Consider the following 23,776-nt stretch of genomic DNA (forward strand, 5'->3'; position numbering starts at 1 on the left):
GATGGAAGCACCATCAACACATACCGAAAATCAAAATACAGTTTTGTATTCTTTGATAACAGCATTGATGGAAACCTCTCTTAACCACATGTTGTTTAAAGAAAAAGTTCTACAGCCAGCTAGAATGCGCTTGGCCGGCAAGGTTATGGCTATTGAACTTAAAGAACTGAATAAAACGTTAACACTCGTTTTTGCTGAAAATCATGTTGATGTGTTAAGCCAGTGGGTTGAGCCTGCGGACTGTACCATTAAAACATCCATCTTTACGCTAGTTAAATTGAAAGACAAACAGCAATTATCTCAACTTATCAATCGTGGTGATATCGTGATTGAAGGGGATATGCAAATTGTACAGCACTGGTCTTCTTTACTTGACTTAGCAATTTGGAATCCTGCTCATTATCTATCACCTTACATTGGTGATGTTGCGGCAGAAGGTCTTAGCAAGTTCCTGAATAAAGGTGCTTGTCTTGCATCTCATTTAGTAAAACGGCAAAAAACGTATATCAAAGACGCAATAATTGAAGAATGGAAGATGGCGCCTAGCCAGCTTGAACTTGCTCATTTTAGTGATGAAGTTGAGCAAGTAGAAAATTCAATGAGTGCACTTGAGCAACGTTTAAGCCAGTTGGAGGAGAAGAATGACACCCGGTGAAATAAAACGACTTTACTTCATTATTCGGGTTTTTCTCTCTTACGGATTAGATGAGTTAATCCCCAAAACTAAACTAACGTTACCATTAAGAATAGGTCGCTTAGGTTTCTTTTGGATTAAAAATAAGCATAAAGACAAAACATTGGGCGAAAGACTTCGTCTCGCCCTTCAAGAACTCGGGCCAGTTTGGATCAAATTTGGCCAAATGCTATCGACTCGCCGAGATCTTTTCCCACCTGCAATCGCAGATCAATTGTCATTATTACAAGACAAAGTGGCAAGTTTTGATGGCAAACTGGCACGAGGCTATATTGAGGAATCTCTCGAAGGGCCTTTAGAACAGTGGTTTGATGACTTCGATGAACAAGCTTTAGCTTCTGCGTCTATTGCTCAGGTGCATACCGCAACGTTAAAAGAAAATGGTAAAGATGTTGTCATCAAGGTTATTCGTCCTGATATTCTGCCAATTATTAAAGCTGATATTAAGTTAATGTATCGTATTGCAAATTGGGTTCCTTTGCTGCCAGATGGGCGGCGATTAAGACCCAAAGAAGTCGTGCGTGAATACGAAAAAACCTTGATCGATGAGCTGAATTTGCTCCGTGAATCGGCAAATGCCATTCAGCTTCGTCGTAACTTTGAAAATAGCGCCATGCTGTATATACCAGAGGTATATCCAGATTATTGCCGTGAAAACGTGATGGTGATGGAGCGTATCTACGGGATCCCAGTTTCCGATATTACTGCGCTTAAAGCGCAGGGAACGAATATGAAACTGCTGGCAGAGCGTGGTGTTAAGGTCTTCTTTACACAGGTTTTCCGCGACAGCTTTTTCCATGCTGACATGCATCCAGGAAATATCTTTGTTAGTTACGATCATCCAGAGGACCCTAAATACATAGGGATAGACTGTGGGATAGTCGGCTCATTAAACAAAGAAGATAAGCGTTATTTGGCAGAAAACTTCATTGCTTTTTTTAATCGTGATTATCGTAAGGTAGCAGAACTGCACGTTGACTCCGGCTGGGTTCCTTCAGACACAAATGTGGAAGACTTTGAGTTTGCTATCCGTACCGTATGTGAGCCTATTTTTGAAAAACCATTAGCTGAAATTTCGTTTGGGCAAGTATTATTGAATTTATTTAATACAGCACGTCGTTTCAACATGGAAGTTCAACCACAGTTGGTATTATTACAAAAAACATTATTGTATGTAGAAGGCCTAGGACGGCAGCTTTACCCACAGCTTGATCTCTGGAAAACCGCAAAACCATTTCTAGAGGACTGGGTTCATAGCCAAGTAGGGATACCTGCAATTACTCAGGCATTAAAAGAAAAAGCACCTTATTGGGCAGAAAAAATGCCTGAAATACCGGATTTAATTTATGGTGCATTACGGCAGCATAAGTACTTACAATCAAATATCGATCAACTAACTCAACAACTGAAAAGTCAGCGTAATAAGCAGCGTAAATCTCAGTACCTTTTAGGTATCGGTGCTACATTTATTCTCTGTGGGACTCTATTCCTCATTTCTAATCTCACACCGTTTGGAATTGTATTTATGGTGGCAGGTGCACTGTCTTGGTTGTTTGGTTGGTGTAAAACCGGCGGAAATTAAGTAAACTTTGTTTTGCGACAAGTTTATAAGGCTGTGAACATTTCCGTATTTTGTGTTGGTTGTATATAATAGATCTAATAACAATTGATCCCAAAACTATATAGAGGTATTAACAATGGAATCAACTATTGCAATGGCTGCTTTCGGTAGTCCTTGGCAACTCATTATCATTGCTTTACTTATTATTTTAATTTTCGGCACCAAAAAATTGCGTTCTTTAGGCTCAGATTTGGGTGAGTCACTCAAAGGCTTTAAAAAAGCAATGAGTGATGACGAAAAAGCAAAAGCAGAACAAGAAAAGCAAGATGCTGACTTCGCACCTAAAAATATTACTGAACAACAGGCTGCTGAAAAGAAAGAAAGCCCAGTTGAGAGCAAAAACAAAGAGCAGGGTTAAACCGTGTTTGACATAGGTTTTAGTGAACTGTTGCTTATTGCAGTTATTGGTCTCGTTGTATTAGGCCCTGAGCGGTTACCAGTGGCAGTGAGAACTGTCGCTGGGTGGATCCGTGCGATGCGCTCTATGGCTGCAAATGTACAAAACGAGTTATCGCAAGAGTTAAAGCTGCAGGAGCTGCAAGAAACGCTGAAAAAGGTGGAAGAAAAAGCTAATTTAGAAGCGCTTTCTCCTGAACTTAAGCAGTCAATGGAAGAACTGCGTACAGCGGCACAATCGCTTAAAAGCGATTACCAAGCGACAACCAATGATATTGAAACAGAGTTAAACAAAGCAAAAGAGATCACTGACAGTTACGATAGTGCTGTAAAGGAAGCGAAAGATAATACTCAGCAGTCACCTGAAGAGTCTGATCCAAACCCAGAGCATGCTGCTAAAATGGCGGCTGTTGTTGAGGATGAAAAGCCAGAAGATTCAGTTGCCGTGAAAACAGTAGAATCACTCGATGCTAAAGTAAAAAACTCTAATCAAACTGAAAGTGAAAAATAACACATGGCTGTAAATGATACACAACCACTTATTAGCCACCTCATTGAACTTCGCAAACGGCTGTTAAACTGTTTAATTACAGTTTTAATTGTTTTTGCTGCGCTTGCTTATTTTTCAAATGATATCTATCGGCTGGTAGCAGCCCCTTTGATTGATAAGCTACCAGTAGGTTCGCAAATGAGTGCGACAGATGTGGCGTCAACATTCTTTACCCCAATTAAATTGACAATGATGGTTTCGGTTTTTGTATCGATACCGGTTATTCTCTATCAAATTTGGGCTTTTATTGCACCTGCCTTATACAAGCATGAACGCAAACTCATGTTGCCTTTGCTTGTTTCAAGTAGTTTCTTGTTTTATTTGGGAATGGCATTTGCCTACTTCGTTGTTTTTCCGCTCGCATTTGGTTTCTTTGTTAAAACGACCCCAGATAGCGTTAACTTTATTCCCGATATCAGTAAATATCTTAGTTTCGTCATGACATTATTCATGGCTTTTGGTGCGGCATTTGAAGTACCTATTGCAATTATTTTACTGTGTTGGACAGGCGTGACTACACCCGAATCTCTGAAACGTAAACGTCCTTATATTTTAGTTGGGGCATTTATCGTTGGGATGTTTTTAACGCCGCCAGATGTACTCTCTCAAACTTTGCTTGCTGTTCCAATGTATTTGCTTTTCGAGCTCGGAGTTTTACTATCCAATTTCTATGTTGGTAAAGGTAGAAACCGGCAAGAAGGGGCAGAGGAAGAAGAAAAAGAAGAGTCTTGATTTGCATTAAATTATCTTTAATTTGCAATGCAAAAAGGTGAAAAGCCCTTTAAGAAGGGCTTTTGATTGCTTAAAGCGTTCAATCTGTATTTTTTTTAAATTGCGTATTATCAACCACTTTAGGTACACTTTTATTTAAAATATTCAGTAAAAGAATAGAACGATACTCTCCATTAGGCTCATCAAAAATAGCTTGTACTCCCGCGAAAATACCTTCGGTAATTGTCACTTGGTCGCCATGTTTTGGTATATCTGGTGCGACGGAATAACTAACGGGGGTTTGTTGTAATAGCTCAATAATTTCTTCGGGGACTTCCGTCGGAAATTGGCCAAAACGAATAAAATGGCTAACCCCTCTTGTTGATTGGATAGTTGTCGTATGAATTTCATTATGATCAAATTTCACAAATAAGTAGTTTGGAAACAGGGCTTCTTGCACTGTCACCCTTTTCCCTCTAACCACCTTTTCCATTTCAGTCATGGGCGTCATACAAACAACATTCTGTCGGTTTAAATGCTCCATAGCCCGTTCAATTTGGCCGCGTTTGCAATAAAGCAAATACCATTTTTCCATTTTTTTGAATTCCATCTGACAAAACTATGTTTATGATAACAAATTACGACATAACAATGTGACTAATGAAGAACAGAACCATATTATTGATATGCTTAGGTCTATATTAACCGAATATAGTCTTATGATAACTGTAATGCAAAAACCAAATCAGTAGGAGACATAATGGATATCTTTTTGTTGAGTAACGGTAAGCTACCAGGCAACCCGGTATGGCTCAGCTACGCCTTACCTCGAATCAAAGAAATGATTGTTCGTAAGAACATAAAGTCAGCAGTTTTGGTTCCGTATGCAGTTCTTCTCGGTTCACATGACGAAAGAGCAGAACAGCTTTCAGATGCGTTGGGAATAAAAGTTACGTCTATTGAGCACTTTTCTAGTCCTGTGGAAGCGATTGAGCAGGCAGAATGTATTCTTGTGAGTGGTGGTAACACTTGGTGGTTGAATAAATGCCTACATGAGAACGGGTTGATAGTTGCGATTCAACGTGCGGTTCGTGAGCGTGGTGTGCCATATATCGGCTGGAGTGCAGGATGCAATGTAGCGACTCCAAGTATCCGTACTACGAATGATATGCCTGTTAGTAATGCTGCAATTATGCCATCTCTGGGGCTATTTCCATTACAAATTAACCCTCATTATATTGATGCTCATATTTCTGGTCATATGGGCGAAACTCGTGATGAACGATTACAAGAATTTTGTGTGATTAATCCTCATGAAGTTGTTGTTGCGCTCAGGGAAGGAAGTGGGTTACAAATTAAAGATAATGAACTTCATTATTTCAGCGGAAAAGATGAAGGTTTTAAACTATTTCAGCATAATAAAACATTCTCAGAACAATTTGATACTTTACTATTAGAAAAATTAGTCCCTTTTGATTGCCAGTAAAATGGTATACTAAACCAGAAAAAGATTGATTTTAAAGTATTTTATACCCTAAATAATTTGAGCTACAGGAAGGCGACAAGGGAAGATAGGCGAAGAGCATAGATAAACTATGTGACTCGGCTAGGCTAGCTGAGCGTAGTCACTTATACTTCAACGAAAAGCGCTGTAACTTGAAGGATTAAGGGTATAGACAGTAACTTGTAACCTTGGCCGGACGTCTTATAATGGGACTCCCTCTGTAACAGTAAAAGAAGATAATGAAATACCGTGACCTTAGAGATTTCATCTCGCAACTTGAGAAACAAGGCGAGCTAAAACGCATTACAATGGAAGTCGACCCCTATTTGGAAATGACTGAAATTGCAGATCGCACACTAAGAGCAGGGGGACCGGCCCTATTATTTGAAAATCCCAAAGGCTATAACATGCCAGTCTTGTGTAACCTTTTCGGAACAACTAAACGTGTTGCAATGGGGATGGGGCAAGAAGACATAAAAGCATTACATGATGTAGGCAAATTACTCGCTTTTCTGAAAGAGCCCGATCCTCCGAAAGGCTTTCGTGACCTTTTCGATAAACTACCAAAATTCAAGCAAGTGCTAAATATGCCTGCAAAACGGCTAAGCTCTGCGCCTTGTCAGGAACAAATTTGGGCTGGTGAAGACGTTGATCTTACAAAAATCCCAGTTATGCATTGTTGGCCTGAAGATGCCGCTCCTTTAATTACATGGGGGCTGACAGTGACTAAAGGCCCACATAAAGAAAGGCAAAACTTAGGTATTTATCGTCAGCAAGTTCTTGGAAAAAACAAAGTTATTATGCGTTGGTTGTCTCATCGCGGTGGCGCTCTGGATTTTCAAGAATGGTGCCAAGCGCATCCCGGTGAAAAATTTCCTGTTGCAGTCGCCCTGGGTGCAGACCCAGCAACCATTTTAGGCGCGGTAACACCGGTCCCTGACACATTGTCAGAATATGCTTTTGCGGGGTTATTACGTGGTAATAAAACCGAGGTTGTTAAATGCATATCGAATGACCTTGAAGTTCCCGCTGGCGCTGAAATTATTTTAGAAGGGTATATTGAGCCAGGTGAAATGGCTCCCGAAGGTCCTTATGGTGACCATACCGGTTATTATAATGAAATAGACAGTTTCCCGGTATTTACTGTGACTCATGTGACTCAGCGTCGTGATGCAATTTATCATTCAACTTATACGGGAAGGCCACCAGATGAGCCCGCAGTATTAGGGGAGGCGTTAAACGAAGTCCTTGTTCCCATTCTTCAAAAACAATTTCCTGAAATTGTTGATTTTTATCTTCCTCCTGAAGGGTGCTCGTATCGTCTTGCCGTTGTGACAATGAAAAAACAATATGCAGGACATGCCAAAAGGGTCATGATGGGGGTCTGGTCATACCTGCGCCAATTCATGTACACTAAGTTTGTTATTGTTTGTGATGACGACATTAATGCACGGGACTGGAAAGATGTTATCTGGGCAATTACAACTCGGATGGACCCTGCTCGTGATACCGTGATGATGGAAAACACACCAATAGATTATCTCGACTTCGCTTCCCCTGTGTCTGGGCTGGGTTCAAAAATGGGGCTTGATGCCACCAATAAATGGCCGGGTGAGACAGATCGTGAATGGGGGCGTCCTATCGTAATGACAGAGAGCGTTAAATCTCGCATTGATGATATTTGGGAACAATTAAATATTTTTGACAAAAAATAAGAGGGAAACCATGGCAACTTTAAGCTGTAAAGTAACATCTGTTGAATCTATCACGGATACGGTTTATCGGGTGATTTTGTTGCCAGATGGTCCTTTTCATTTTAAAGCAGGCCAATATTTAATGGTCGTGATGGATGAGCGTGACAAACGACCATTTTCAATGGCTTCAACTCCTCACAATAAAGAAACTATTGAGTTACATATCGGTGCTTCTGAAATCAATCTATATGCAATGGCAGTAATGGATAGAATTTTGGATCAAAAACGTATTGATATCGACATCCCACATGGTAAAGCTTGGTTTCGAGAAAATAGCAGTAATGCCATGATCTTAATTGCTGGTGGGACAGGTTTTTCCTATACCCACTCAGTATTGCTTGCGGCTTTAGCTGAAAACCCGAATCGTGATATCACTTTCTATTGGGGTGGTCGTCAATTGGAGCACTTATACGATCTTGGCGAATTACAGGCTCTTAGTGAAAACTATCCTAATTTAAAGATCACACCAGTTGTAGAGCAACCAGATGAACTATGGCGAGGCAGAACAGGAACGGTTCTGAGTGCAGTGCTAGAAGATTTCGGTGACTTATCAGGTCATGATATCTATATTGCAGGCCGTTTTGAAATGGCGAAAATAGCTAGAGAACGGTTTTGTAATGAGCGCGGAGGTAAACCGGAGCAGTTATTCGGTGATGCTTATGAATTCATTTAACCCGTCCTAGTTCGAATTGTAGGGGTGTTGGCTTCATTCATTCGCCCTAGTCACATACTTTTGTATGCTCCTAGGGGCTCATTCACTTGCCGCCTACCTACAATTCAAACTATGAGGGTTAAACTTGTTATGGCTTTTGCGTGAAAACAGGCCAGTTCAAATTGTCGGGGTGTTGGCTTCATTCATTCGCCCTAGTCACATACTTTTGTATGCTCCTAGGGGCTCATTCACTTGCCGCCTACCTACAATTCGAACTATGAGGGTTAAACTTGTTATGGCTTTTGCGTGAAAACAGGCCAGTTCAAATTGTCGGGGGGTTGGCTTCATTCATTCGCCCTAGTCACATACTTTTGTATGCTCCTAGGGTCTCATTCATTTGCCGCCTACCTACAATTCGAACTATGAGGGTTAAACTTGTTGTGGATATTTGGCTAGAAAGAGGCAAAAAAAACCCGCCCCTGACTAGGCGGGAACATCGACAAAATACAATGTTTGCGAAAACTAAAAATAAATTGTTAAACTCGTTCGATAATTGTGGCTATACCTTGGCCGAACCCGATACACATGGTGGCTAAACCAAACTGTTTATCGTTTTGTTCTAAATGATTAAGCAAAGCTGTTGAAATTCTTGCTCCTGAGCATCCCAAAGGGTGGCCAAGTGCAATAGCCCCTCCGCTGAGATTTACTTTATCATCTAATTGGTTTTCTGATAGCTTCAAGCCTTTTAGACATGCAATAGATTGTGCCGCAAAAGCTTCATTTAATTCAATAATATCAATATCATTTAAAGTTAGTCCTGCTCGCTTTAAAGCGAGCTCACTTGCTGGCACAGGCCCAAATCCCATGATTGATGGGTCACAGCCAACAACGGCCATTGCGCGTATTTTAGCTCGTGGTTTAATTCCTTGCTGAGTGGCATAACTTTCGCTGGTCAGTAACATCGCAGACGCACCGTCAGATAGAGCAGATGAATTACCTGCGGTCACCGTCCCACTAACAGGGTCGAAGGCAGGGCGAAGAGCCGCTAAACCTTGCAAGCTTGCATCAAAGCGAATCACTTCATCATAATTTACTGAAATGAGGTTACCTGTGGCATCATGGCCATTAATTGGAACGATCTCGTTATTGAACTTCCCTTTTTCCGTTGCAAGGGCTGCAAGCTGGTGAGACCTTAATGCAAATGCATCTTGCTCTTCTCGGCTAATTTTATACATTTTGGCAAGCATTTCAGCGGTCAGTCCCATAGCGCCTGCGGCTTTAGCAACTCGTAAAGTCAGTTTAGGGTTGAAATCTATACCATGAGTCATTGGTACGTGACCCATATGCTCCACTCCACCAATGAGTACTGATTTTGCATCACCCGTCATAATTAACCGGCTCGCATCATGTATTGCTTGCATTGATGAACCACAAAGGCGATTTACTGTAACGGCAGGAACCGTATGAGGTATAGCCGTGAGTAATGCTGCATTTTTAGCAATATTAAACCCTTGCTCCAGTGTTTGCTGAACACAACCCCAGATGATGTCATCCAATTCTTTGTTACTTGCGTTTGGATTACGTTCAAAAATCGCATTCATGAGGTGTGCAGAAAGGTCTTCAGCTCTAACATGGCGAAATACCCCACCTTTTGAACGGCCCATTGGTGTACGTATTCCATCAATAATGACGACATTTTCCATAAAATTAACCTCTCGCAACTTTTTTGACATCAATCGCCACTACAGGTGGCTGTGGGTAATATCTTGCATTGGTAGCCGCTTTTTCTTTTAAGCCATTAGGCGCATGATATAGAGGACTTAAATGCTGTAAAGATTCCGTCGTTTTTAAGTAAGACTGGCTGCCTAAGGTATCTAAATAGCAGAACACCCCTCCTCTGAATGGTGGAAAGCCTAAACCATAAACTAAAGCAATATCTGCATCTGAAGGGCTTTGAATAATACCTTCCTCTAAGCAACGAACAACTTCGTTAATCATAGGAGCCATCATTCGAGCAATAATTTCTTCTTTGGTGAAAGTGCGCTTTGTTGGGCAAATAGTAGCAAGTAATTCATCAGCCCTAGGGTCATTAATTTTTTTCGGTTTCCCTTTTTTATCTTTTTCATATTGATAAAACCCTTGGCCATTCTTTTGACCAAAGCGTTGTTGTTCATACATCACATCGATGGCATTTTTGCCTTTTTTCCCCATTCGTTCAGGAAAACCTTGAGCCATAACTTGCTCTGCATGAAAAGCAGTATCAATACCAACAACATCAAGAAGATAAGCAGGCCCCATTGGCCAGCCAAACTCTTTTTCCATGACTTTGTCTATTTCTCTAAAGTCAGCTCCATCTTGTAGCAGTAAGTTAAAGCCCGCAAAATAAGGAAAAAGTACCCGGTTAACAAAGAAGCCAGGGCAGTCATTGACAACAATAGGGGTTTTCCCCATTTTATTGGCGTAGGCAACAACCTTGGCAACAGTGTTATCAGAAGTTTGTTCTCCTCGGATAATTTCAACTAATGGCATCCGATGCACTGGGTTAAAAAAGTGCATACCGCAGAAATTTTCTGGGCGTTTTAGTGATTTTGCGAGGGTTGAAATTGGAATAGTTGATGTATTTGAAGCCAGTATAGTTTCACTTGTTACTAAGGACTCAACTTCAGATAATACAGCGGCTTTGACTTTCGGGTTCTCAACAACGGCTTCAACGACGATTTGGCTATTTTCCACCCCGTTGTAAGATAATGAGGGATGAATAGATGATAAGGTTGCCGCCATTTTCGCTGCGGTGATTTTTCCACGCTCAAATTGATTACTTAATAGCTTTTGTGCTTCTTCAATTCCTAAGTCTAATGACTTAACATTAATATCCTTCATTAAGACAGGTACGCCTTTACTGGCAGATTGATATGCAATGCCTCCGCCCATAATCCCTGCACCTAATACGGTAGCATGCGTTGGAATATCAACATGTTGTGCGATTTTTTTACTGTTTGACTTAACTTGTTGGTCATTTAGAAAAATATTCACTAACGCACGTGCAACATCACTATGCGCTAGAGGAACAAATGCAGCTGTTTCATGCTTCAAGGCTTCATCACGAGTGCAATTTGCTGCCTTTTCAATCGTATTTACAGCAGTCATAGGCGCTGGATAGTGTTTGCCTGCAACCTTGTACACCATCCCCTTAGCGACATTGAAACTCATCGTTTGCTCAATAGGTTTCAATTGTAGAGGGCTAAGCTTAGGTTGACGTTTTTTATGCCAATTGAAGGCCCCAGCAATTGCAGATTCAATGACTTGCAGCGCTGACTGTGCGAGAGCTTCTGTATTAACAACCGCGTCAACAAGGCCTAGTTTTAAAGCTTGCGAGGCATCGACATCTTTACCCGCAGTAATAATTTCTAATGCGCTATCCAAACCAATTAATCGAGGAAGCCGAACGGACCCACCAAAGCCAGGCATGATCCCAAGTTTTGTTTCAGGAAGCCCAATTCGAGCATCAGGTGAAGCGATGCGAAAATCAGTGGATAAAATGCATTCACAGCCACCACCTAATGCATAGCCATTAATGGCACAAATCGTTGGAACAGGTAGGTCTTCAATGCGATTAAAAATACTATTAGCGTAGTGCAACCAATCGCTTAGTGTTTCTTTTGACGCTTCAAAGAGTGAAAGAAATTCTTTGATATCAGCGCCAACAATAAAAGCGGGTTTATCAGAACGGAAAATTACACCTTGCAGCTCGGTTTGTTGCTCAAGAACAGACACGGCTTCATCAAGTGAAGCAACGGTGTGGGTATCCAATTTATTAATTGGCCCTGGTGAGTTAAAAACCAGTTCTGCAATCCCTTGTTTCAACCATTGAATATAGATAGTGTCACTTTGATAAAGCATTCTGCTCTCCTCTACGTGGTAGTGTTATCTGGTACGACCAGATGAGGTGAGTGTGACTAGAATGTTAATTAATTGCAAACTTTTAATAACAAAAATGGAAGGTTGGTCACAGCAATTAAGCGAAATAATTAATGATTTAAATGATAAAGGTATTATATATCAATTAATTAATGATGGTTTGCAACAGAGTGCATATCCGTTAATAACAGAACGTGGTAAGCTTGATTTTTCTAATTAATGCTGAAAGGTTGAAAGAAATGGAAAAACTGACTGCACTCTACGCTGAACACATTAAAACGTTACAAAACAGAACTCAGCAAGTTTTACAGCGCAGCAAATTAGATGCCATATTGATTCATTCGGGTGAACCCCTACGCATCTTTCTTGACGATAGCGACTATCCTTTTAAAGTTAATCCTCATTTCAAAGCGTGGGTGCCTGTTACTGATGTTCCACATTCATGGTTATTAGTTGATGGCGTAAATAAGCCTAAGCTATGGTTTTATTCACCTGTTGATTATTGGCATAGTGTTGAACCACTGCCGAACAGTTTTTGGACCAAAGATATTGAGTTAATCCATTTAAAAAATGCAGATGACATTAAAACCTTCCTAGCAAGTCTACCGAAAGAAAATGTGGCTTATATTGGTTCTGCAACTGCAAGGGCTGAGTCATTAGGGATTTCGCTACATAATATCAATCCCAAACCTGTTTTAGATTACTATCATTATCATCGTTCTTATAAAACAGATTATGAACTTTACTGCATGCGTGAAGCGCAAAAAATGGCTGTAAATGGGCACCTCGCTGCTCTTGAAGCATTTCGCGCAGGAATGAGTGAGTTTGATATTAATATCAGTTATTTACAATCAACCGGGCATCGAGATACCAATGTCCCTTATGGTAACATTGTTGCACTGAATGAAAATGCAGCTGTATTGCATTACACTAAACTACAGCAAACGGTACCGAACGAATTACGCAGCTTTCTTATTGATGCAGGTGCTGAATATAACGGTTATGCTGCTGATATTACGAGAACTTATGCTGCAAAAGGGAAAGATGAATTTGCTGAATTAGTTGCGGATGTCAATACGGAACAGCTCGCTTTAATTGATACAATCAAGGCGGGAGTACGCTACACAGACTATCATGTAGATATGCATCATAGAATTGCTAAGATACTGACTAAACATGATATTATTAAAGGTATTAGTGAAGAGTCAATGGTGGAAAGTGGTTTAACAACGCCATTTTTGCCTCACGGTTTAGGGCATCCGCTTGGTTTACAAGTTCATGATGCTGCTGGTTTTATGCAGGATGACAGTGGTACACATCTCGCGGCTCCTAAAATGTATCCATTCTTGCGTTGTACTCGTGTTTTAGAACCTAAAATGGTGTTAACTATTGAGCCTGGGCTCTACTTCATTGAATCTCTATTATCTGAATGGAGAAATGGGGAGTTTAGCCAGCACTTTAATTGGGATAAAATCGAGTTCTTCAAACCTTACGGTGGTATTCGTATTGAAGATAATATTGTGATCCACGCAAATCGTATTGAAAATATGACTCGAGACTTACATTTACGTTAATGAAACCTTATTTAATACCGGCTGAAACTATTTCTTTTACAGAAGAGATCAAAAAAAGCCAATTTATTACGTATTTAGCTCATACAGATGGTATTGAAGCGGCAAAAGATTATATTCAATCAATTAAAACTCAATACCCAGATGCCCGGCACCATTGCTGGGCATTTGTTGCTGGCCGGCCTGATGATTCACAAAAGTTAGGGTTCTCTGATGACGGGGAACCGACAGGAACAGCAGGAAAGCCCATTATGGCGCAACTATTAGGTAGCAACCTAGGGGAGGTTACCTGTGTCGTCGTGCGTTATTTTGGTGGAATAAAGCTAGGGACGGGGGGGCTCGTTAAAGCCTATGGAAATGGTGCCCAGCAAGCATTAAAAATATTACCCACAAAGACAAAAGTACCACAAAAAATCTTTAACTTAGAGTGTGACTATTCATTGATTAATGCAATTGAACAACTGCTTGTTCAAGTGAATGGCACGGTTTTGCACAGTGATTATAATGAAACTGTCTCTTTACAAATTGCAATTCCTGCTACTCTTGAGCAGGAGGTCAATGATAAATTACGCGATGTAAGTCGTGGAGCCTTAACGCTCACGCCAGAATCGGAATAGTAAACAGTTTTATCAAGGAACCTGCCGAATGCATTTTCGTGCAATAACCCGTATAGTCGGGCTGCTTGTCATCATCTTTTCTTTTACCATGGTTATTCCTGGTATTGTTGCGCTAATTTATCGTGATGGTGCAGGGCGAGCTTTTAGCCAGACTTTTGTCACGGCTTTGCTAATTGGCCTTTTTTTGTGGCTACCAACCCGTAATAGCCGGCACGAACTTAAAGCAAAAGAAGGTTTTCTTATTGTTGTTTTATTTTGGACTGTGCTGGGAAGCGTTGGGGCATTGCCGTTTATTTTTTCGGAAAGACCCAATCTTTCGGTAACTGATGCTTTTTTTGAATCGTTTTCAGGCTTGACTACAACTGGTGCGACAACGCTAACAGGGCTTGATTCCTTGCCCAAAGCTATTTTGTTTTATCGGCAAATGCTTCAATGGCTTGGGGGGATGGGGATAATTGTACTCGCTGTTGCAATCTTACCGCTTTTGGGCGTTGGGGGAATGCAGCTATACCGCGCAGAAATGCCGGGTCCTTTGAAAGACAATAAAATGCGCCCTCGTATTGCAGAGACGGCAAAAACATTATGGCTTATATATGTACTACTCACAATTGCTTGTGCGGTGGCTTTATGGATAGCCGGAATGGATGTTTTTGATGCCATTTCTCACAGCTTTTCAACCATTGCTATCGGTGGGTTTTCAACTCATGATGCCAGTATTGGTTATTTCAACAGCCCTGCGATTAACACTATTATTGGTATTTTCCTGATTATCTCTGGTTGTAACTTCGGTTTGCACTTTGCTGTATTAACCGGACGTAGTTTGGGAATTTATTGGCGCGATCCTGAATTTAGAATGTTCATAAGTTTCCAATTTGTCTTAGTGGTCATTTGTACTTTAGTGCTTATGTTTCATTCTGTTTATAGTAGTTTTGGTCAAACGCTTGACCAAGCCTTCTTCCAAGTTGTTTCAATGGCAACGACGGCTGGTTTTACAACGGATAGCTTTTCGGGATGGCCTCTTTTCTTACCAATGCTTCTATTATGTGCTGCATTTGTTGGGGGGTGTGCAGGCTCGACAGGTGGTGGGTTAAAAGTTATTCGTATCTTGTTACTTTTCTTACAAGGTTCGCGTGAGTTAAAACGCTTAGTTCATCCTAATGCAGTCTACACAATCAAACTGGGGCAAAGAGCATTACCAGAAAGAATAATTGAAGCCGTTTGGGGGTTCTTTTCTGCCTATGCACTTGTTTTTGTTGTTAGCTTATTATTGCTGATCGCAACAGGTGTTGATGAGTTTTCTGCGTTCTCAGCAATAGCGACCACACTCAATAACTTGGGACCAGGTCTTGGGACTGTCGCAGATAACTTCACATCAATGAATCCAACTGGGAAATGGATTCTAGTGGTGACTATGTTATTTGGGCGCTTAGAGGTTTTCACTTTATTAGTGTTACTGACTCCCACTTTTTGGCGTGAATAGTCGAGCGCAACTAATAAATAATATTACCTATATAGAAATGATAATAATCTAGGAACAATAATGAGCTATTTACTTTTACATTCCAGTACGGATGGGCAAACTAAAAAAATTATTTTAAAAATAGCAGAACAACTGAGGAATTCAGGTCGTGAATGCGATATTCGTGATTTAAATACTGACCAACAGCTTAATTTATCAGGTTACGATAAAGTATTGGTAGGAGCATCCATTCGTTATGGGCATTTCAATAAAAAACTACAACGTTTTGTGACCTCCCATCAAAATCAATTGAACTCAATGAAAACAGGTTTTTTTGCTGTAAATTTGACGGCAAGAAAAGAAGGTAAGAATACAGTAGAAACTAACGCATATACGCGGAAGTTTTTAGAAGCGTGCCCTTGGAAGCCAACATTGAAATCTGTTTTTGCCGGAGCACTGTTTTACCCTCGTTATACATGGTTTGATAGAATGATGATCCGCCTAATTATGAAAATGACAGATGGCCCAACCGACCCAAAAACAGAAGTTGAATATACTAATTGGGAAAAGGTAGCCGAATTCGCAACTGAATTTGATAGTTTGTAGGTCGTAATTTCAACAAAATGTAGTTATTTTATGTTTTTTGTTTAATAAATCATCGCTTGGTAAAATAAATCAAAAAAACACTTGCGAGAATTTTTCGACTCCCTATAATGCGCATCCGTTGTCACGACAAACCGGTTAGAAGAAAGCTTCATAACCCAGTGATAACAGAGGTGAGAAAGAAAAAAGTTGAAAATAAACGCTTGACTTTCTAAATAAAAAACGTATTATACGACACCTCGCGACAACGACCGTGATTCACGGAATCCGGTTCAAAAATCGAAAGATTCAGTCGCAACGCTCTTTAACAATTTATCAGACAATCTGTGTGGGCACTCACAGGACACTATCAAAAAAATATTTGATTTTAAGTCTTGAAGAGTGACTAACACGTTAATTCATATATATGAACTAATAGGTAATATGTTTTCGCAAGAAGACATACGACAGTAAACATTCTTTGAGCATCAAGCTTTTTAATTGAAGAGTTTGATCATGGCTCAGATTGAACGCTGGCGGCAGGCCTAACACATGCAAGTCGAGCGGTAACAGGGGAAGCTTGCTTCCCGCTGACGAGCGGCGGACGGGTGAGTAATGTATGGGGATCTGCCCGATAGAGGGGGATAACTACTGGAAACGGTAGCTAATACCGCATAATCTCTCAGGAGCAAAGCAGGGGAACTTCGGTCCTTGCGCTATCGGATGAACCCATATGGGATTAGCTAGTTGGTGAGGTAATGGCTCACCAAGGCGACGATCCCTAGCTGGTCTGAGAGGATGATCAGCCACACTGGGACTGAGACACGGCCCAGACTCCTACGGGAGGCAGCAGTGGGGAATATTGCACAATGGGCGCAAGCCTGATGCAGCCATGCCGCGTGTATGAAGAAGGCCCTAGGGTTGTAAAGTACTTTCAGTCGGGAGGAAGGCGCTGATGCTAATATCATCAGCGATTGACGTTACCGACAGAAGAAGCACCGGCTAACTCCGTGCCAGCAGCCGCGGTAATACGGAGGGTGCAAGCGTTAATCGGAATTACTGGGCGTAAAGCGCACGCAGGCGGTTGATTAAGTTAGATGTGAAATCCCCGGGCTTAACCTGGGAATGGCATCTAAGACTGGTCAGCTAGAGTCTTGTAGAGGGGGGTAGAATTCCATGTGTAGCGGTGAAATGCGTAGAGATGTGGAGGAATACCGGTGGCGAAGGCGGCCCCCTGGACAAAGACTGACGCTCAGGTGCGAAAGCGTGGGGAGCAAACAGGATTAGATACCCTGGTAGTCCACGCTGTAAACGATGTCGATTTGAAGGTTGTTCCCTAGAGGAGTGGCTTTCGGAGCTAACGCGTTAAATCGACCGCCTGGGGAGTACGGCCGCAAGGTTAAAACTCAAATGAATTGACGGGGGCCCGCACAAGCGGTGGAGCATGTGGTTTAATTCGATGCAACGCGAAGAACCTTACCTACTCTTGACATCCAGAGAATTTAGCAGAGATGCTTTAGTGCCTTCGGGAACTCTGAGACAGGTGCTGCATGGCTGTCGTCAGCTCGTGTTGTGAAATGTTGGGTTAAGTCCCGCAACGAGCGCAACCCTTATCCTTTGTTGCCAGCGATTCGGTCGGGAACTCAAAGGAGACTGCCGGTGATAAACCGGAGGAAGGTGGGGATGACGTCAAGTCATCATGGCCCTTACGAGTAGGGCTACACACGTGCTACAATGGCGTATACAAAGAGAAGCGACCTCGCGAGAGTAAGCGGAACTCATAAAGTACGTCGTAGTCCGGATTGGAGTCTGCAACTCGACTCCATGAAGTCGGAATCGCTAGTAATCGTAGATCAGAATGCTACGGTGAATACGTTCCCGGGCCTTGTACACACCGCCCGTCACACCATGGGAGTGGGTTGCAAAAGAAGTAGGTAGCTTAACCTTCGGGAGGGCGCTTACCACTTTGTGATTCATGACTGGGGTGAAGTCGTAACAAGGTAACCGTAGGGGAACCTGCGGTTGGATCACCTCCTTACCATTGAAGTGTACTTGTGAAGTGCTCACACAGATTGTCTGATAGAAAGTAGAGCAATGGCTTTACGTGGGAGACTTATTCGGAAGAATAGGACTTACATGAGATAAGCAACGAAATAGTTGTGCAATATCTTGTGTCCCCTTCGTCTAGAGGCCTAGGACACCGCCCTTTCACGGCGGTAACAGGGGTTCGAATCCCCTAGGGGACGCCAATTGCGCCGATATCGAGTGAAAGACGATGTCCCCAATAATGATTAAGCCAATTATATTGTAGTTGGTTTAACAATTATGCTCTTTAACAATCTGGAACAAGCTGAAAATTGAAAACAACGCACATTGTTTATCGCTTAAACAATGTGAGAGTCTCTCAAAATTTCAGACCTGAAATTTTCGGTCACAAACTCGAGTGGCATGAGCGAGCAGTCAGTCCTTCGCGGCGGCCAGCGCACAGCAAGCGCAGCATACATAAGTATGTGAGCATTGCGAGCACTGCCCAACAAAGAAGGAATGCACGCACAGCCATGACAGTAAAGTGAACGTTGAAACAATTTCGGGTTGTGAGGTTAAGCGACTAAGCGTATACGGTGGATGCCTAGGCAATCAGAGGCGATGAAGGACGTGCTAATCTGCGATAAGCGTCGGTAAGGTGATATGAACCGTTACAACCGACGATTTCCGAATGGGGAAACCCAGTGCAATCCGTTGCACTATCGTTTGATGAATACATAGTCAAACGAAGCGAACCGGGGGAACTGAAACATCTCAGTACCCCGAGGAAAAGAAATCAACCGAGATTCCCCTAGTAGCGGCGAGCGAACGGGGAGCAGCCCAGAGTCTTAATCAGCATTAGCATCAGGAGAACGGTCTGGAAAGTCCGGCAGTAAAGGGTGATAGCCCCGTATCCGAAGGTGTTAGTGTTGTGAACTCGACGAGTAGGGCGGGACACGTGTTATCCTGTCTGAATATGGGGGGACCATCCTCCAAGGCTAAATACTCCTGATTGACCGATAGTGAACCAGTACCGTGAGGGAAAGGCGAAAAGAACCCCGGCGAGGGGAGTGAAATAGAACCTGAAACCGTGTACGTACAAGCAGTGGGAGCCTTGATTTATCAGGGTGACTGCGTACCTTTTGTATAATGGGTCAGCGACTTATATTCTGTAGCAAGGTTAACCGTATAGGGGAGCCGTAGGGAAACCGAGTCTTAACTGGGCGAATAAGTTGCAGGGTATAGACCCGAAACCCGGTGATCTAGCCATGGGCAGGTTGAAGGTTGGGTAACACTAACTGGAGGACCGAACCGACTAATGTTGAAAAATTAGCGGATGACTTGTGGCTGGGGGTGAAAGGCCAATCAAACCGGGAGATAGCTGGTTCTCCCCGAAAGCTATTTAGGTAGCGCCTCGTGAACTCATCTTCGGGGGTAGAGCACTGTTTCGACTAGGGGGTCATCCCGACTTACCAACTCGATGCAAACTACGAATACCGAAGAATGTTATCACGGGAGACACACGGCGGGTGCTAACGTTCGTCGTGAAGAGGGAAACAACCCAGACCGCCAGCTAAGGTCCCAAAGTCATAGTTAAGTGGGAAACGAAGTGGGAAGGCTCAGACAGCCAGGATGTTGGCTTAGAAGCAGCCATCATTTAAAGAAAGCGTAATAGCTCACTGGTCGAGTCGGCCTGCGCGGAAGATGTAACGGGGCTAAACTATGCACCGAAGCTGCGGCAGCGATATGTAAATATTGTTGGGTAGGGGAGCGTTCTGTAAGCCTGTGAAGGTGTGCTGTGAGGCATGCTGGAGGTATCAGAAGTGCGAATGCTGACATAAGTAACGATAATGCGGGTGAAAAACCCGCACGCCGGAAGACCAAGGGTTCCTGTCCAACGTTAATCGGGGCAGGGTGAGTCGACCCCTAAGGCGAGGCAGAAATGCGTAGTCGATGGGAAACGGGTTAATATTCCCGTACTGGTGATAATTGCGATGGGGGGACGGAGAAGGCTAGGCTATCCGGGCGACGGTTGTCCCGGTTTAAGGATGTAGGCAGGTGAATTAGGCAAATCCGGTTCACTATATGCTGAGGTCCGACGACGAGTCACTACGGTGATGAAGTAGCTCATGCCCCGCTTCCAGGAAAAGCCTCTAAGCTCTAGATTATCATTAATCGTACCCCAAACCGACACAGGTGGTCAGGTAGAGAATACTCAGGCGCTTGAGAGAACTCGGGTGAAGGAACTAGGCAAAATGGTGCCGTAACTTCGGGAGAAGGCACGCTGGCATTAGGTGAAGTGATTTACTCATGGAGCTGAAGCCAGTCGCAGATACCAGCTGGCTGCAACTGTTTATTAAAAACACAGCACTGTGCAAACACGAAAGTGGACGTATACGGTGTGACGCCTGCCCGGTGCTGGAAGGTTAATTGATGGGGTTATCCGTAAGGAGAAGCTCTTGATCGAAGCCCCAGTAAACGGCGGCCGTAACTATAACGGTCCTAAGGTAGCGAAATTCCTTGTCGGGTAAGTTCCGACCTGCACGAATGGCGTAATGATGGCCAGGCTGTCTCCACCCGAGACTCAGTGAAATTGAACTCGCTGTGAAGATGCAGTGTACCCGCGGCAAGACGGAAAGACCCCGTGAACCTTTACTATAGCTTGACACTGAACATTGAGCCTTGATGTGTAGGATAGGTGGGAGGCTTTGAAGCGTGGACGCCAGTCTGCGTGGAGCCAACCTTGAAATACCACCCTTTAATGTTTGATGTTCTAACGTTGCCCCGTTATCCGGGGTGCGGACAGTGTCTGGTGGGTAGTTTGACTGGGGCGGTCTCCTCCCAAAGAGTAACGGAGGAGCACGAAGGTTGGCTAAGCATGGTCGGACATCATGCGGTTAGTGCAAAGGCATAAGCCAGCTTGACTGCGAGAGTGACGGCTCGAGCAGGTACGAAAGTAGGTCTTAGTGATCCGGTGGTTCTGAATGGAAGGGCCATCGCTCAACGGATAAAAGGTACTCCGGGGATAACAGGCTGATACCGCCCAAGAGTTCATATCGACGGCGGTGTTTGGCACCTCGATGTCGGCTCATCACATCCTGGGGCTGAAGTAGGTCCCAAGGGTACGGCTGTTCGCCGTTTAAAGTGGTACGCGAGCTGGGTTTAGAACGTCGTGAGACAGTTCGGTCCCTATCTGCCGTGGGCGTTGGAAGATTGAAAGGGGCTGCTCCTAGTACGAGAGGACCGGAGTGGACGCACCACTGGTGTTCGGGTTGTCATGCCAATGGCATTGCCCGGTAGCTAAGTGCGGAAGAGATAACCGCTGAAAGCATCTAAGCGGGAAACTTGCCTTGAGATGAGTCTTCCCTGACTCTTAAAGAGTCCTAAAGGAACGTTTAAGACTAAGACGTTGATAGGTTGGGTGTGTAAGCGTAGCGATACGTTGAGCTAACCAATACTAATGAACCGTGAGGCTTAACCTGACAACACCGAAGGTGTTTTAGAGAGATAGAGTTGTTTTCGAGAGAAGTGAGAAGCCGAAAGGTGAAGGACACACAGCTTGTTTGAGATTGAGGTTCTGGTTTGCGAAGAGTAATAAGCGCAAACGGGAACGAAACAGAATTTGTCTGGCGGCAATAGCGCGGTGGTCCCACCTGACCCCATGCCGAACTCAGCAGTGAAACGCCGTAGCGCCGATGGTAGTGTGGGGTCTCCCCATGTGAGAGTAGGGAACTGCCAGACATTAAATTAGTGAGAAAGCCACCCATAGGGTGGCTTTTTTGCGTTTGGAGAAAAAAAGAAAAACAGTGGATGTTGAGGTTAGGTGGGGTGCCTAAGCTTTAGTTCCTCAGTTCCTTAATGCTTTACTCCCTAATTTTAATCCCCTTTTTATCGCTTACTTTCTCATTAGACGATGTATTACACGTCTCTTCATCTTTTTTAACTACTCTTGGGGCTCCCCTCTATCTATCACCATCATTAATGAGCGTGCGTGATGCAAAGTAGTGAGTAACAGCTCACAGATTGTTTAGGGTAGCGGAATTTTAATAAAATCAAATAAATATTGTGGGTTGGGTGTTTCCCCATCATGGTGATGAATGACATAGCTTGAATCAAAGAAGTCAGTAACAACTCACCTCTCTTTTGACCGGGACGAGGTGGGTAGGAGGAAAAACTCAATTCCTTGTATTTAAATGATGGATGCGATTAATAAACATAAAGTAGTCAGTAACAACTCACTTGTTGAAGGAGACGGTGGCTGTTGGTGAAGGTGGGATAACAGGGGCTAGGAGAAGTAATGGAGGGGAGCGGTTGTATTGGTGCGCTGAATGGATATTGTGAATACAAAGTAGTGAGTAACAGCTCACAGATTGTTTAGGGTAGCGGAATTTTAAGAATATCACGAGAGTACTGTGGATTGGGTGTTTCCCCATCACGGTGATGAATGATACCGCTTGAGCCAAAGTAGTCAGTAACAACTCACTTGTTGAAAGGGCGGTGGCTGTTGGCGATGGTGGGATGACAGGGGTAGGAGAAGTAATGGGGGGAGCAGTTGTATTGGTGTGCTGAATGGATATTGTGAATGCAAAGTAGTGAGTAACAGCTCACTAGTTATGGGAGTTGGACGTTTAAATACATAGTATTGTATACCATAGAATAGCTAACTTATTGCTAATGTATTGAAATGGGGAATGTATTTAGCAGATATAAAGTAGTGAGTAACAACTCATTTGGTATGGTAATTAAACGATATCTGGTAGTAGAATCAAAAAATATAGTGAGCAAGGTTGTAGTGAATTTTATATGATTACTTATTATATAAATAGGATAATATAAGGGAAGTTTACTGATAAATAGAATGTATTTGATAAGTTAAAGTTAAGGATAATATTTATTATTGAGGGTGGTGAAATATTAAATATTAACAAATTTATCATGCTTCTACCCTGAAATTAAACTAGTGCTATTATTAATTAATGATATTAAGAATAATTAATTAAATTATTTTTCCTCTATAATGTATTTTTATAATATTTCTAGGTTTAGATAAGTATTTTTATAATTAAAATGCAAGATTAGAAAATTAAGTTATAAATAAAAATATGATAAAACATATTTATTTGAAATCTAATAAAGGAAATTCTTCCAATATTTTTTTAAACCACGGTGTGAAAACTTCAGGATTAAGAAGGATCTCTTGTTTTAATTGAGTAAGATTTACCCACCTTATAGATGAGACTTCTTCTCTATTTGGTTGGATATCCTTGTTATAATGTCCAATAAAGATATGGTCATACTCATGTTCAATTAATCCTCCCTGAACATCAGCTTTATAAATTAAGGAACCTATATGCGTTAATGGAGTGACAAAGCCTAGCTCCTCTTGAAGTCTACGTTCAGCGGCTTTCTGAGTATCTTCATTAGGTTTAGGATGACTACAGCAAGAATTTGCCCATTGCCCAGCTGAATGATATTTATGAAGAGCTCGTTGCTGAATTAGTAGCTCATTTTGCTCATTAAAAATAAATACTGAAAATGCTCGGTGAAGATGACCGAGTTGATGCGCCAATAATTTAGGCATAACACCAATAGGTTCATCATGTTCATTTACTAAAATTAATTCATCTTCCATTTATATTATTTTCCTTCATAAAAATGATTTCAGTAGTTTAGTATAATTAAAAATATAAGTTTGCATATTAGAGCTATTTACTAATGAATA

General features: G+C 42.3%; 17 protein-coding genes, 1 tRNA gene and 3 rRNA genes. 17 read left to right on the forward strand and 4 right to left on the reverse strand.

Annotation, left to right across the window (positions count from 1 at the left end; genetic code table 11):
- The first annotated feature begins 1 nt into the window (after position 1).
- The 5 genes from M1F17_RS02680 to tatC all read left to right on the forward strand — a co-directional run bounded on the left by M1F17_RS02680 (position 2) and on the right by tatC (position 3,993).
- Complete coding sequence (locus M1F17_RS02680) at positions 2–655, forward strand: SCP2 domain-containing protein (protein WP_094961391.1); 654 nt, start codon at positions 2–4, stop codon at positions 653–655.
- The gene (gene ubiB, locus M1F17_RS02685; RefSeq protein ID WP_004260814.1) at positions 642–2,276 is read left to right on the forward strand and encodes a ubiquinone biosynthesis regulatory protein kinase UbiB; all 1,635 of its coding nucleotides are present in this window, start codon (positions 642–644) and stop codon (positions 2,274–2,276) included. The genes M1F17_RS02680 and ubiB overlap by 14 nt, the downstream gene beginning before the upstream one ends.
- A 115-nt stretch (positions 2,277–2,391) precedes the next feature.
- Positions 2,392–2,673, forward strand: a complete 282-nt coding sequence (gene tatA / locus M1F17_RS02690; RefSeq protein ID WP_096865125.1) for a twin-arginine translocase TatA/TatE family subunit — start codon at positions 2,392–2,394, stop codon at positions 2,671–2,673.
- A gap of 3 nt (positions 2,674–2,676) precedes the next feature.
- A complete protein-coding gene (gene tatB, locus M1F17_RS02695; protein ID WP_094961390.1) occupies positions 2,677–3,222 on the forward strand; it encodes a Sec-independent protein translocase protein TatB in 546 nt (181 codons plus the stop codon).
- Between the two features lie 3 nt (positions 3,223–3,225).
- The gene (gene tatC, locus M1F17_RS02700; protein ID WP_004260806.1) at positions 3,226–3,993 is read left to right on the forward strand and encodes a Sec-independent protein translocase subunit TatC; all 768 of its coding nucleotides are present in this window, start codon (positions 3,226–3,228) and stop codon (positions 3,991–3,993) included.
- Positions 3,994–4,072: 79 nt separating this feature from the next.
- Here the strand turns inward: tatC and rfaH are convergent, their stop codons facing one another.
- A complete protein-coding gene (gene rfaH, locus M1F17_RS02705) occupies positions 4,073–4,567 on the reverse strand; it encodes a transcription/translation regulatory transformer protein RfaH (protein WP_036958310.1) in 495 nt (164 codons plus the stop codon).
- Between the two features lie 165 nt (positions 4,568–4,732).
- On the opposite strand from rfaH, the gene pepE reads away from it, so the two are divergent.
- The 3 genes from pepE (at position 4,733) to fre (ending at position 7,903) form a co-directional block, all read left to right on the forward strand.
- The gene (gene pepE, locus M1F17_RS02710; protein ID WP_318837223.1) at positions 4,733–5,458 is read left to right on the forward strand and encodes a dipeptidase PepE; all 726 of its coding nucleotides are present in this window, start codon (positions 4,733–4,735) and stop codon (positions 5,456–5,458) included.
- A 257-nt stretch (positions 5,459–5,715) separates the two neighbouring features.
- Positions 5,716–7,191, forward strand: coding sequence for a 4-hydroxy-3-polyprenylbenzoate decarboxylase (gene ubiD, locus M1F17_RS02715; RefSeq protein ID WP_004260801.1), 1,476 nt, complete (start codon positions 5,716–5,718; stop codon positions 7,189–7,191).
- Between the two features lie 10 nt (positions 7,192–7,201).
- Entirely contained in the window at positions 7,202–7,903 is a 702-nt protein-coding gene (gene fre, locus M1F17_RS02720) for an NAD(P)H-flavin reductase (RefSeq protein ID WP_036958308.1), read from the forward strand.
- A 515-nt stretch (positions 7,904–8,418) separates the two neighbouring features.
- On the opposite strand, the gene fadA is transcribed toward fre, so the two are convergent.
- Entirely contained in the window at positions 8,419–9,585 is a 1,167-nt protein-coding gene (gene fadA, locus M1F17_RS02725; RefSeq protein WP_094961386.1) for an acetyl-CoA C-acyltransferase FadA, read from the reverse strand.
- A gap of 4 nt (positions 9,586–9,589) precedes the next feature.
- Entirely contained in the window at positions 9,590–11,782 is a 2,193-nt protein-coding gene (fadB, locus tag M1F17_RS02730; protein WP_180312351.1) for a fatty acid oxidation complex subunit alpha FadB, read from the reverse strand.
- A 52-nt stretch (positions 11,783–11,834) separates the two neighbouring features.
- On the opposite strand from fadB, the gene M1F17_RS02735 reads away from it, so the two are divergent.
- From M1F17_RS02735 to rrf, 9 genes are all read left to right on the forward strand, one after another.
- Complete coding sequence (locus M1F17_RS02735; RefSeq protein ID WP_141240669.1) at positions 11,835–12,020, forward strand: hypothetical protein; 186 nt, start codon at positions 11,835–11,837, stop codon at positions 12,018–12,020.
- Between the two features lie 19 nt (positions 12,021–12,039).
- Positions 12,040–13,374: a Xaa-Pro dipeptidase gene (pepQ, locus tag M1F17_RS02740; RefSeq protein ID WP_096865120.1), complete on the forward strand. Its 1,335-nt coding sequence runs from the start codon at positions 12,040–12,042 to the stop codon at positions 13,372–13,374.
- On the forward strand, positions 13,374–13,988 hold the full coding sequence (locus tag M1F17_RS02745) for an IMPACT family protein (RefSeq protein WP_094961383.1): 615 nt from the start codon (positions 13,374–13,376) through the stop codon (positions 13,986–13,988). The genes pepQ and M1F17_RS02745 overlap by 1 nt, the downstream gene beginning before the upstream one ends.
- A gap of 28 nt (positions 13,989–14,016) precedes the next feature.
- A complete protein-coding gene (gene trkH / locus M1F17_RS02750) occupies positions 14,017–15,468 on the forward strand; it encodes a Trk system potassium transporter TrkH (RefSeq protein ID WP_004260787.1) in 1,452 nt (483 codons plus the stop codon).
- A 60-nt stretch (positions 15,469–15,528) separates the two neighbouring features.
- On the forward strand, positions 15,529–16,053 hold the full coding sequence (gene hemG, locus M1F17_RS02755; protein WP_004260786.1) for a menaquinone-dependent protoporphyrinogen IX dehydrogenase: 525 nt from the start codon (positions 15,529–15,531) through the stop codon (positions 16,051–16,053).
- A 474-nt stretch (positions 16,054–16,527) separates the two neighbouring features.
- A 16S ribosomal RNA gene (locus M1F17_RS02760) occupies positions 16,528–18,067 on the forward strand.
- Positions 18,068–18,202: 135 nt separating this feature from the next.
- Positions 18,203–18,278 (forward strand) — tRNA-Glu (locus M1F17_RS02765).
- 349 nt (positions 18,279–18,627) lie between these two features.
- Positions 18,628–21,536 (forward strand): 23S ribosomal RNA (locus tag M1F17_RS02770).
- A 143-nt stretch (positions 21,537–21,679) separates the two neighbouring features.
- A 5S ribosomal RNA gene (gene rrf, locus M1F17_RS02775) occupies positions 21,680–21,795 on the forward strand.
- Together the 16S, 23S and 5S rRNA genes with 1 tRNA gene alongside form the textbook arrangement of a ribosomal RNA operon.
- A 1,375-nt stretch (positions 21,796–23,170) precedes the next feature.
- Here the strand turns inward: rrf and idi are convergent.
- Positions 23,171–23,686, reverse strand: coding sequence for an isopentenyl-diphosphate Delta-isomerase (idi, locus tag M1F17_RS02780; RefSeq protein ID WP_094962709.1), 516 nt, complete (start codon positions 23,684–23,686; stop codon positions 23,171–23,173).
- Positions 23,687–23,776 lie beyond the last annotated feature (90 nt).

It is taken from the genome of Providencia sp. PROV073 (genome assembly GCF_033688125.1).
Lineage (GTDB): Bacteria > Pseudomonadota > Gammaproteobacteria > Enterobacterales > Enterobacteriaceae > Providencia > Providencia hangzhouensis.